The 12,561-nt window shown below is 33.2% G+C and carries 9 protein-coding genes; 5 read left to right on the forward strand and 4 right to left on the reverse strand.

Annotated features, from left to right (window positions below):
• Positions 1 to 5 precede the first annotated feature (5 nt).
• Together dusB and ABD011_RS01675 are read right to left on the reverse strand one after the other, a co-directional pair.
• Positions 6 to 998 carry a tRNA dihydrouridine synthase DusB gene (gene dusB / locus ABD011_RS01670; protein WP_129759822.1) on the reverse strand — a complete coding sequence of 331 codons (993 nt, stop codon included), beginning with the start codon at positions 996 to 998 and terminating at the stop codon, positions 6 to 8.
• 1 nt (position 999) lies between these two features.
• Positions 1,000 to 2,226, reverse strand: a complete 1,227-nt coding sequence (locus ABD011_RS01675; protein ID WP_343795251.1) for a M28 family peptidase — start codon at positions 2,224 to 2,226, stop codon at positions 1,000 to 1,002.
• A gap of 41 nt (positions 2,227 to 2,267) precedes the next feature.
• Here ABD011_RS01675 and ABD011_RS01680 point away from each other — a divergent pair, with 41 nt between their 5' ends.
• Positions 2,268 to 3,383, forward strand: a complete 1,116-nt coding sequence (locus ABD011_RS01680) for a TolB family protein (protein WP_343795253.1) — start codon at positions 2,268 to 2,270, stop codon at positions 3,381 to 3,383.
• Here the strand turns inward: ABD011_RS01680 and ABD011_RS01685 are convergent.
• Positions 3,380 to 5,797 (reverse strand): outer membrane beta-barrel family protein, encoded by a 2,418-nt coding sequence (locus ABD011_RS01685; protein WP_343795255.1) that lies wholly within the window; start codon positions 5,795 to 5,797, stop codon positions 3,380 to 3,382. The two genes, ABD011_RS01680 and ABD011_RS01685, sit on opposite strands and share 4 nt — an antisense overlap.
• A gap of 141 nt (positions 5,798 to 5,938) precedes the next feature.
• Here ABD011_RS01685 and lepA point away from each other — a divergent pair, with 141 nt between their 5' ends.
• Complete coding sequence (lepA, locus tag ABD011_RS01690; RefSeq protein WP_129759819.1) at positions 5,939 to 7,735, forward strand: translation elongation factor 4; 1,797 nt, start codon at positions 5,939 to 5,941, stop codon at positions 7,733 to 7,735.
• Here lepA and ABD011_RS01695 read toward each other — a convergent pair.
• Positions 7,732 to 9,552, reverse strand: coding sequence for a cation:proton antiporter (locus ABD011_RS01695; RefSeq protein ID WP_129759818.1), 1,821 nt, complete (start codon positions 9,550 to 9,552; stop codon positions 7,732 to 7,734). The two genes, lepA and ABD011_RS01695, sit on opposite strands and share 4 nt — an antisense overlap.
• Positions 9,553 to 9,698: 146 nt before the next feature.
• Between ABD011_RS01695 and ABD011_RS01700 the strand changes: the two genes are divergently transcribed.
• The 3 genes from ABD011_RS01700 to rnpA are packed head-to-tail and all read left to right on the forward strand — an operon-like array spanning position 9,699 to position 12,557.
• Positions 9,699 to 10,556 carry an MBL fold metallo-hydrolase gene (locus tag ABD011_RS01700; RefSeq protein WP_343795259.1) on the forward strand — a complete coding sequence of 286 codons (858 nt, stop codon included), beginning with the start codon at positions 9,699 to 9,701 and terminating at the stop codon, positions 10,554 to 10,556.
• Between the two features lie 18 nt (positions 10,557 to 10,574).
• On the forward strand, positions 10,575 to 12,179 hold the full coding sequence (locus tag ABD011_RS01705) for a S8 family peptidase (RefSeq protein WP_343795261.1): 1,605 nt from the start codon (positions 10,575 to 10,577) through the stop codon (positions 12,177 to 12,179).
• Between the two features lie 3 nt (positions 12,180 to 12,182).
• Positions 12,183 to 12,557 (forward strand): ribonuclease P protein component, encoded by a 375-nt coding sequence (rnpA, locus tag ABD011_RS01710; RefSeq protein ID WP_343795263.1) that lies wholly within the window; start codon positions 12,183 to 12,185, stop codon positions 12,555 to 12,557.
• Positions 12,558 to 12,561: the final 4 nt, after the last annotated feature.

The raw sequence follows: 12,561 nt of genomic DNA on the forward strand, positions 1-12,561 counted from the left end.
AAAAGTTACACAAACTGGTAGTCAGCAAACTTATCTAATACTTCATCAAAGGTATCAAATACATCTTTAGGGTCGTCGCTAGTTACCATTTTGGTTCTATACTCCTTAAAGTTTGGAATGCCTTTAAAATAGTTGGTGTAATGACGTCTAGTTTCAAAAACACCTAACTTCTCCCCTTTCCAGTCGATTGACATTTGCAAATGACGTCTTGCAGCATCTACGCGCTCTTCTAAACTAATTGGTGCTAAATGTTCTCCTGTTTTAAAAAAGTGTTTTACTTGCTTAAAAAACCATGGGTTTCCAATAGTAGCTCTACCAATCATACAACCATCTAATCCGTAATCGTCTCTCATTTCCATAGCACGTTCAGGAGAGTTTACATCTCCATTTCCAAATACAGGAATGTGCATTCTTGGGTTGTTTTTTACCTGAGCGATAGGTTTCCAATCTGCATTTCCTTTATACATTTGTGCTCTTGTACGACCATGAATAGAAATGGCTTTACAACCAACATCCTGAAGACGCTCTGCAACCTCAACTATTTTTATAGAGTCATGATCCCAACCCAATCTGGTTTTTACTGTAACTGGTAAATTCGTACGTTTAACCATTTCGGCAGTTAAGCTTTCCATAAGGCAAACATCTTTTAAAATACCTGCTCCAGCACCTTTACTTACTACTTTTTTTACAGGGCAACCAAAGTTGATGTCAATAATGTCTGGGTTAGATTTTTCAACGATATCAATAGTTTGAAGCATGCTATCTAAATTGGCGCCAAATATTTGAATACCAACAGGACGTTCTTTTTCATAAATATCGAGTTTCATGACGCTCTTAGCCGCATTACGAATTAACCCTTCGCTAGATACAAACTCTGTATATACCACATCTGCTCCTTGTTCTTTGCACAATGCTCTAAACGGAGGATCGCTTACATCTTCCATTGGCGCTAACAACAGCGGAAAATCTGGAAGTTCTATATCACCTATTTTTACCATACTAAAACTCTATTTCTGCTTCTACTTTATCCTCTCCTCTTTTTACAGTCACTTTGGTTTTATCGCCTGAGTTAAAACTTGACAAAGCTCGCATATAACTCATCATATCTGTTACCAAGCTATCCCCTAATTGTATAACAATATCTCCTTTTTGAAGCCCTGCTTTTTGCGCTGGTTTATCTTCGCTAACACCATCTATTCGCATACCTTCTCCATCAAACAAATAATCAGGAATTACACCTAAGCCAACCTTAAATCGTGGTGTTTCTTCGCTTTCATTTTTAGTTTTTCTGAAGGCTAATTTTCCGTTATCATCAAGGTCTGAAATAATATCAAAAATATAACTTGAAATGGTTTCCATACCTTCAAAATTCAACTTTTCAGTATCGTCACCTGGTTTATGGTAGTCTTCATGCTGACCTGTAAAAAAATGCAGCACAGGAATATCGCTATTATAAAAAGAGGTGTGGTCGCTTGGACCAACACCAGATTCATTTTCAATGATTTTAAATTTAGAATTGTTTGCTTTTACAACTTGCTTTAAAATAGGAGACGTACCAACACCATAAACCGCAAGCGTACTATCTTGCTTAAGTCTACCAACCATATCCATGTTTAGCATGTAATTGGCTTTTTGTAAATCTATTGTCGGGTTTTTTGTAAAGTAGTTAGATCCTAGTAATCCCATTTCTTCACCAGAAAAAGCCATAAACAAATAGTTGTTTCCTGTATTTACGCTTTTAAGTTTTCTAGCTAAATCAAGCAATACTGCTACACCACTTGCGTTGTCGTCTGCTCCATTATGAATCTCATTAGTTTCTCCTCTGTATAACGATCCTTCTGCTCCATACCCCAAATGGTCATAGTGTGCTCCAATAATAATAGTATTCTCTGCTTTATTATCTAAAAACCCAATAACGTTAGTTCCTGTTATAGAGCTGTCTCCATCCTTAACAGTGTAATTAACCTCTTGGTGAGGATCTGTTTTTGGTTTAAAAGAAAACGCTTGGTAAAACCCTTCGGTTCCTTTAGCTGTAAGTCCTAAATCTTCAAACCTTTGAGCAATATATTCAGCTGCAGCTTTTTCACCATCGGTTCCTGTTTGTCTTCCTTCAAGCGCATCATCTGCCAAAAAAGTAACATCATCCTTAATTTTACTACTTATTGTTTCGGTTTGTTTGCAACCTAATAACGATACAAAAAAAACTAGTAGCGATATTCTCTTCATGATAATAATCTTATTTTTGAGCAAATTTAGTCAATAATAGTATGAAATACACATTACTTTCAATTTTAGCTTTAGCCCTTTTAGGTTGTAAAAACGAAAACAAAACCACTACAAACGACAGACAAGATACAACTGTTGCTGTTGAAAAGGAGCAAAAAGAGTCTTTAATATATCCTGAAGAAACACATTTTAAATCCCTTCGTCAAGTAACTTTTGGAGGTGATAATGCTGAAGCCTATTGGAGTTTTGACGACAAGCAATTGGTATTTCAATCTAACAACAAAGGCTGGAATGTTGGTTGCGATCAAATGTTTTTAATGAATGCTACAGACACGTTTACTGATAGTATTGCGCCTAAAATGGTAAGTACAGGAAAAGGCAGAACAACATGCTCTTATTTTCTTCCTGATAACAAACATATTATTTATGCTTCAACACATTTGGGTAATGAAGAATGCCCTGAAACACCTTTGCGTAAAAACGGAAAGTACATTTGGCCAATTTATGATAGTTACGACATTTTTGTAGCTGATTTAGATGGAAATATTGTAAAGCAATTGACTAACGAAATTGGTTATGATGCTGAACCAACAGTGTCTCCTAAAGGTGATAAAATTGTATTTACATCTACCAGAAGTGGTGATTTAGAATTATACACCATGAATATTGACGGAACTGATGTTAAACAAATTACCAACGAATTGGGTTATGATGGAGGTGCTTTCTTCTCTCCTGATGGTACTAAATTGATCTTTCGTTCTTCAAGACCAAAAACCGAAGAAGAAATTAAAGAATATAAAGCGCTTTTAGCAGAAGGTTTAGTAGAACCTACTGAAATGGAACTGTACATTTGTAATGCTGATGGTAGCGATTTGCGTCAACTAACTAGTTTAGGAAATGCCAACTGGAGTCCGTTTTTTCATCCTAGTGGAGAAAAAGTGTTGTTCTCTTCAAACTTTGAAGCTGAACGCGGATTTCCTTTTAATTTATACATGATTGATCTTGATGGTAAAAACCTTAAACGCATTACTCATGGCGAAACATTTGATGCGTTTCCTGTGTTTTCAAATGATGGAAAATATTTAGCGTTTTCTTCAAACCGAAATAATGGAGGTGGTCGTGATACCAACTTATTTATTGCCGAATGGCAAGACTAATTGCTTTCAGACTGCAACCTGTTACGCTCTTGGAGGTTACTGGTTCTAGAGTTAGAGCTTAGGTTAGTGTTTCCAAACATGTATCTAAACCCTATTTTAATATAACGGTTATCAACATCAGTAAAAAGTTTACTGTTTTGGTTTAAGTAACGTGATCTATCAGTAAAATCTTGTCGGTTAAACAAATCTTCAGCTGAAAGTGAAATGACTCCTTTTTTATTGAAAACAGATTTCGAAATTGACAAATTTGAAGCTAAGCGTCCATCAACCTCTCTAAGTCCTTGAAGATTTTTTCCAACCCAATACATGGTTAAGTTAAGGTTGAGCGTTTTGTCTTTCAAAAAGGTAAAATCATTTTGTAAAACACTATATGTAGACCACATATTTCGCTTTAAAACCTCAGTATCAAACGTTTCGGTATCTTCAATATTGTAAACTGAAAATACTCCGTATAAAAACCATCTTTCGGTAATATAAGAGCTAAGAATAAAATCAAAACCATACTCAACAGTGTTGTCAAAGTTAACAGGAACATACGATACTAAATTAGTTTCGTTATCCTGTATTGGTAACTCATAAATATTGTTTTTTGATTTCTTATAATAGGCTTGAATAGTATAGCTGTCGTTTAAAGTAAATCCTGCATCTACATAATTATCGATAACTGGTCTAAGAGAAGGATTTCCTAAATAAACTGTATTGTCATTAATGAAGAAGTGAAACGGATTTAAACTTTCGTAATCTGGTCTTTGAATGCTTCGTTTGTAATTAGTATAAAAACTAAGGTTGTCAGATATTATATAGTTTATACTTGTTGTTGGAAACCACTCTAAATAGTCTTGTTTGTTAGTTTCGTTGTTACTTATAGAAACTCCTGTAACATTAGTTTGTTCTGCTCTTAACCCAAGAGCTAAACTAAACTTTTCCCAATCTTGAGAATAGTTTACATAAGCTGCTAAAATAGCCTCTTCATAATCAAACGCATCAGTATTTTCTGGGTTTAAAACTTCACTACCTCCTACAATATCGTATTGTGTAATATCGCTATTGGTGTTTATAAACGAAGCCTTTGCTCCTGCTTCAAAAAGAGAAGAATCGCTAATTGGTAATGTATAGTCAGCTTTTGAAGTAAAAATTTCAGTCTCTTGGTTGTTATTTGTGTTATAACTCGTTGATTCAATAAAAGAATCGTCAGCATTGTAATAATTACTCAACACATCTTGTAACCTATTGTAATCATAGTTGGTATAATGTGCGTTTAAAGACAACTTTTCTCCAGGGTTTTTAAATAAATGAGTATAGTCTAAATCCAATCCAATATTATGCTTTTCATCTGATGATAAACTGTTGGAATCATAATAAAACATTAAGCTTTCAGTATTATCAAAAGCATTGGTAAGGTTGCTTATCTTATACTTAAAATCAGGCAACCAAAGTACTGTAGAAGATAAACTCAACGTGTTTTTTTCATTGATATTATAATCAAAATTGAAGTTGAAATTATAGGTTTTTGACCATGTGTTTCGATTAAGTTCAGATTTCCAAGTCTCTTCAATATCTAAGTTATCATCTAAAAAATTAACCTCTTCTCTATTGTTTCTATTAATTTTATTCTGCGTATAACTGTAGTTTGCAGAGAAGTTTATTTTTTCAGATTTAAAAAAGTGGCTTGTTCCTGCATTATATCTAGGAAAAACACCTTGAGTATAATTAGCAAACACATTACCTCTATACCCTGTAATAAGGTTTTTACTCATTACAATATTTATAACAGCTCCACTTTCAGCATCATATTTTGCCGAAGGATTTGTAATAACTTCTACAGCTTTTATGCTATTAGCCGATGCACCTTCCAGTAATTGACTTAGTTCTGCAGCAGTTAAATGTACCTTTCTGTCGTTTATATAAACCGTTGGCTCTGTGTTTTTAACCAATAAGTTGTTGTCTAATACCAAAACTCCTGGTGTACTTTTTAAAACCTGAAGCATATTACCTTCAGTTAATGCAGAGTTTTCAATATTAAAAACGACTCTATCTGCTTCTTTTTTTACTGTTGGCTTTTTATAGGTAAGTGTAATTTCGTCTAAAGATTCTTGTTTTTCTTCTAAAATAACATCTTCAAGAACAAGATCTCCATTAACTACAATAGTTATAATATTGTCTTTGTAACCAATAAAGCTCGTTTTTAAGAGATAAATATCACTCTCTATATCAAAAAAACTAAAAGCTCCCTTATCATTAGAGGAAACACCTTTAACAATAGTTGAATCACTAGTCATTAATATTACATTAGCGTAGGACACAGGGTTGTTGTCAATATCTAGTACACGACCAGAAATAGTAAACTCTTGACTTAGGCTAAGTAATGGGATAAAAAACAGTAATAATTTTATAATTCGTTGAATAAAATTCAAATTTTTATAATTTAATATTGCAATATACTATTTGTTTTAGAATTTTTTTTACTGAAAAACCGTAAACGTGTATAAAAGAAAAAACTATAAACCTTAATAAATCGATTATATTTGCAAAATCTTAGGATGAAGAATTGCACTATGAAGAACATTAGAAATTTTTGTATAATAGCACATATCGACCATGGCAAGAGTACTCTTGCTGATAGGCTGTTAGATTTTACTGGTTCGGTTACCGACAGAGAAAAACAAGATCAGCTCTTGGATAACATGGATTTAGAGCGTGAACGAGGTATCACTATTAAATCGCATGCTATCCAAATGGAGTATATGCACAATGGCGAACAATATGTTTTAAACCTTATTGATACTCCTGGTCACGTAGATTTTTCTTACGAAGTATCGCGTTCCATTGCTGCCTGTGAAGGAGCGCTTTTAATTGTTGATGCTGCTCAAAGTATACAAGCGCAAACTATTTCTAATTTATATTTAGCACTTGAAAATGATTTAGAAATCATTCCTGTGTTGAATAAAGTAGATTTACCTAGTGCAAATCCTGAAGAAGTTACTGATGATATTGTAGATTTATTAGGTTGCGACCCTTCTGAAGTTATCCATGCTAGTGGAAAAACAGGGTTTGGTGTTGAAAATATTTTATCTGCAATTATTGAGCGTGTACCTGCTCCTAGTGGTAATCCAGACGAACCATTACAAGCCTTAATTTTTGACTCTGTTTACAACCCTTTTAGAGGTGTTGAAACTTATTTTAGAGTTATTAATGGTAAAATTAGAAAAGGGCAAAACATTAAGTTTATTGCAACTGGCAAAACGTATTTTGCTGATGAAGTAGGAACTTTAAAGCTTAAACAACAGCCAAAGCAAGTTATTAACGCAGGTGACGTTGGGTATTTAATTACTGGTATTAAAGAGGCTAAAGAGGTAAAAGTTGGAGATACTATTACTGATGCTAAAGAGCCAACTAAAAACGCTATTGAAGGGTTTGAAAACGTAAAACCAATGGTATTTGCTGGTATTTACCCTGTAGATACTGAAGATTATGAAGATTTAAGAGCCTCTATGGAAAAGCTTCAGCTTAACGATGCTTCTTTAGTATTTGCTCCTGAAAGTTCTGCGGCTCTTGGTTTTGGATTCCGTTGTGGATTTTTAGGAATGTTGCATCTTGAAATTATTCAAGAGCGTTTAGAACGTGAGTTTGATATGACAGTTATCACAACCGTTCCTAACGTAAGCTACCACGCGTTTACCAACAAAAACCCTGATGAAATCATCATTGTTAACAACCCAACCGATTTACCTGAACCTTCTACACTTAACCGAGTAGAAGAACCATACATAAAAGCAACTATTATTACTAAAGCCGATTTTGTTGGTCCTGTAATGAGCTTGTGTATAGAAAAACGTGGTGTCATCACCAATCAAACATATTTAACACCTGAGCGTGTTGAGCTGTCTTTTGATATGCCTTTAGCTGAAATTGTTTTTGATTTTTATGATCGTTTAAAAACGGTTTCAAAAGGTTATGCTTCGTTTGATTATTCTCCTATTGGAATGCGTGCTTCAAAACTTGTAAGAGTTGATATTTTATTAAACGCACAACAAGTTGATGCGCTTTCAGCATTAATTCATGCCGATAATGCCTACACCATAGGTAAAAAAATGTGTGAAAAGTTAAAAGAACTTATCCCGAGACAACAGTTTGATATTCCTATTCAAGCTGCAATTGGAGCTAAAATTATTTCTAGAGAAACTGTAAAAGCACTTCGTAAAGATGTAACTGCAAAATGTTATGGTGGAGATATTTCGCGTAAACGTAAACTTTTAGAAAAACAGAAAAAAGGTAAAAAACGTATGCGTCAAGTAGGTAATGTTGAAATACCTCAACAAGCGTTTATGGCTGTATTAAAGCTTAACGATTAAAGTCCTTCGGGTTTTCCTAAGTATACTAACTGAAAGCCTTTTTCTATTTCAAAATTCTTATCTAAAGAGCAAAGTATATGTAGCTCTCCTGATAGATCTTTTATAAATAGAGGTATTGCTTTTTGTTCAGAATTTAAGCGCTCAATGGTCTTTAAATACATTTCTTTAGACTCTATATTTATTTCATTAACTACAGGATAATCTCTTGCAACTTCACTAAAGTTTAAGTAATCGTCTTTCTTAGAAAAAATAATATCAGTTGGAATAGACTCAGGATGCTTTATTTCTTCAGCAGAAATTAAACGATACGCTCCAGATTCTCCCAAATGCTTTTGAAATTTATTGATAGAATGTCTGTTTACCTCATCACTTCCTGTAAGTGCAAGTAAATATCCAATATCGCTTAGCTCAACATCGTTAGATAAGTCTTCAGAATACACATTAGCTTCCATTGCGTCAATATCTTTTGCTCTGGCTTTATCGATATTCTCTTTGTTACTATCAATTAACACCACATGTCGTCCATTATCAATCAAGTATTTTGCAATAATTCTAGACGCTTCAGACGCTCCAATAATTAAAATTCCGTTGCTTGATTTTAAGTAAACGCCTATCCATTTTGAAAAAGATCGTGCTGTTGTAGCATTAAGTAATACGGTTACTAAAACTGTTGTAAACACTAAAGGAGTAATATATTCAGCTCCTGGTTCTCCTTTTAAAACTAGCTTTGTACCAAATAAAGAAGCAATACCTGCAGCTACAATACCTCTTGGTCCAACCCAACTAATAAATAGTTTTTCGTTGACTTTTAACCTAGAATTTGTGGTGCTTAAGAACACACCTAATGGACGAAGAATAAAAATGATTATTGCCATTAATATGGCAGTGTTCCAATTGAAAACAATTTCTAAATCTTCAATATTTACATTGGCAGATAGCAAAATAAAGAGTATAGAAATAAGCAAAACACTTAACGACTCTTTAAAATATAATAATTCTTTAAGGTTAGGAAGTTTGCTGTTACCTAACACCATTCCCATAACCACAACAGCTAAAAGACCAGATTCGTGTGCAAAAACATCAGACTCTACAAACACTAAAAGGACAACTGATAATGCTGCAACATTCAATAAATAATGAGGAATTAAATGTTTTTTAATAGCAAAATACAATGCTAATGCTGCTGTTGTACCAAAAGAAAATCCAACAATTACAATTTTCCCAAACTCAATAAAAGCCTGTAATGTGTAACCACTATCATCACCAATACTTATAAACTCAAAAACCAAAACCGCTACTAAAGCACCTATTGGATCAATTAAAATACCTTCCCATTTTAAAACTGCAGAAACGTCTTTTTTAAGCGGAATATTTCTTAAAATTGGTGCAATTACAGTTGGTCCTGTAACTATTATTAATGCTGAAAATAGAAATGAAATTTTCCAGCTTAAGCCAAAAATAAAGTGAGTTGCAATTCCTCCACCAATAAATGTAACAGCAGCTGCAACACTTATCAATTTTAAAATTACTGGTCCTACTTTGGATATTTCATTGCGCTTAAGGGTTAAACCTCCTTCAAAAAGTATGACACCAATTGCTAAAGATACAAAGCTGTAGAGGCTTTCACCAGGAAAGAGTCCTTTGGTTCCGTTCCAAACAGGTTCAATCCATTTTGAGCCATCTTGAGATAGTAATGTAGAAATTGGCCCAACAAATAATCCTATTAATATTAAGGGTAAAATTGCAGGTATTTTAAATCGCCATGCAACCCATTGTGCTAATATTCCTAAAATTACAATTCCTGAAAGTTCAATCATGTATTTTATTTTTTGTTAAAATACTAATAAAAACCATAACCATCCATTACTCAACGGTAAAATAATTGGTTTTTAAAAGTATTATAGTGCGCTTCAATCACTTAAATTCCTTAGTATTTTTTTAATTTGCATAAAAATAAAATGTTATGAAATTATATCCTATTGAATCTGGAAATTTTAAGCTTGATGGTGGTGCTATGTTTGGTGTTGTACCAAAATCGTTATGGCATCGTACCAATCCTGCCGATGCTAATAACATGATAGATATTGCTGCACGTTGTTTGCTTATTGAAGATGGAAATCGGTTGATTTTAATCGATACAGGAATGGGAGACAAGCAAAGCGACAAATTCCTTGGATATTATTACTTATGGGGAAATGACACTATTGATAAATCTCTAAAAAAATATGGTTTTCATAGAGATGATATTACTGATGTATTTATGACGCATTTACATTTTGACCACTGTGGAGGTAGTGTACAATGGAATAAAGATAGAACAGGATATGAGCCTGCTTTTAAAAACGCACTTTTTTGGAGCAATAAAGACCATTGGTTGTGGGCAACTCAACCTAATAATCGTGAAAAAGCTTCGTTTTTGAAAGAAAATATTCTTCCTATGGAAGAGAGTGGTCAGCTAAACTTTGTATCGCTACCTGAAACCGAAATTTTAAAGAATTCTGAATTAGGTTTTGATATCTTTTTTGCAAATGGACATACTGATAAACAAATGATTCCTATAATTACTTATAAGGATATGAAAATATGTTTTATGGCCGATTTACTTCCAACTGCAGGTCATTTGCCTTTACCTTATGTTATGGGATACGATACACGACCTCTATTGACCTTAGATGAAAAAGAAGCCTTTTTAAATCTTGCAGCAAATGACAATTTTTACCTATTTTTAGAACACGACGCTCACAATGAGATTATAACTGTACAGCATACCGAAAAAGGTGTAAGGCTAAAAGACGTTTATAGTTGTAGTGATTTGTTCTAAAAAACGTAATTGTAAAACATGAAAACAATTAAAGCTTTATTTTTTTGCTTGTTACTTGTGTTACTGCATAATTGTGGGTCGTCTCCAATTATCTCAACACCTGAAGAGAATATTGACAACATTCCTTTAAAAATCTCTAATTTATCTGAAAGTGAACTAAAAAAATGGAGTCATTTAGACTTAACAAAAGACACAATTCCAGGTATAAGCCTTGAAAAAGCCTACAGCGAAATTATTAAAACCAATAAAGGTGTTACAACCATAGTTGCTGTTATAGATTCTGGAGTAGATATAAACCATGAAGACCTTTCAAGTTCTATTTGGGTAAATACTAAAGAAATTCCAAACAATGGAAAAGATGATGACAATAATGGCTTTATAGATGATGTTAACGGTTGGAATTTTATAGGAGATACTTATGACGAGCAATTTGAGTTTGTAAGATTAATTGTAAGTGGAGATTCTTCCAACCCACGATATGCTGATGCGCTTTTTGAATACCAAAAGCAGTATCAAAAATACACTGAAGCAAAAACCAATACTGAGAATCTTATTCAACAAGTAACTACTGCAGATAATAGAATTTCAAGTTATCTAAAGAAAAAAAACTATACCAAAGAAGACGTATTTGCTATTAGAACTGAAGACCAAAATGTATTGGAAGCGGTTTCAATAATGAGATCTGTTTACACTTACAATTTTGAAACTGTTGATGCCATTAAAGCAGCTTTAAATAAAGATTTGAAATTAATAAACGAGCGATTAACAGTTCATTTAAATAAAAACCTAAAAGGCAGAAAAACTAAAGACAATCCTAACGATATAAACGATATAGGTTATGGAGATAATAATGTAAAACCTCATGATGCTGAAGAAACCCATGGCACTCATGTTTCAGGTATAATAGCAGCTAAAAGAGACAACAACAAAGGCATAAAGGGTGTTGCAAACAATGTAAAAATTATGCCTATTCGTAACACACCTAATGGAGATGAATACGATAAAGACATTGCTCTAGCCATACGATATGCTGTTGATAATGGAGCAAAAATTATCAATATGAGCTTTGGTAAATACTTTTCACCTCATAAAGAGTGGGTTAAAGATGCCATTTTATATGCAGCAAGCAATGATGTACTCATTGTTCACGCAGCAGGTAACGATGCATTAAATTTAGATTCTTCTCTTAATTTTCCTACTGATGTTGATAATGGAAAAGAAATTGCGGATAACTTTATAAATGTTGGTGCAACGTATTATCGATATGGTTCCGACCTAGTTGCAGATTACTCTAACTACGGAAAACAAAATGTTGATATTTTTGCTCCTGGTTCTAGTATTTACTCCACAGTTCCTAATAATTCTTATGAGTCTGAAGGAGGAACTTCAATGGCTGCTCCATTGGTTACAGGAGTTGCAGCATTAATTCGTTCGCAATACCCTAATTTAACAGCATCACAAGTAAAAAAAGCTATTTTAAATTCTGGTTTAGAAATTAATACCAAAGTAATTGTTGGCGGAAATATTGGAGATATAAAGTCTTTTGATACCTTGTCAAAATCTGGTAAACTATTAAATGCCTACAACGCATTATTAGAAGCTTCTAAACTAAACAACAACTAATTAATGTTCACCTACAACAAAAAAGAAAAATTAAAGAGTAAAAAGCTTATTGAACAACTTTTTGCAGAAGGACAATCGGTTTCAGCTTATCCACTTAAGCTTATATACTTGCCTGTTGATTTTGATGATTCGGTTTTATTAAAAACAGGTGTAACTGTTAGCAAAAGAAAATTTAAAAATGCTGTTGATAGAAATCGTATCAAACGATTAATGAGAGAAGCCTATAGATTAAACAAGGCTGTAATTTTTAACAACATTACAACACAATATGCGTTAATGATTTTATACATTGGTAACGATGGTATAACTTTTGAGGTATTGGACACTAAAATGAAGGTTTTACTGAACAAATTCTTAAACGCATCCTCAAATAACTAAACTT

The sequence above is a fragment of the Gaetbulibacter jejuensis genome (assembly GCF_039524015.1).
GTDB classification, from domain to species: domain Bacteria; phylum Bacteroidota; class Bacteroidia; order Flavobacteriales; family Flavobacteriaceae; genus Gaetbulibacter_B; species Gaetbulibacter_B jejuensis.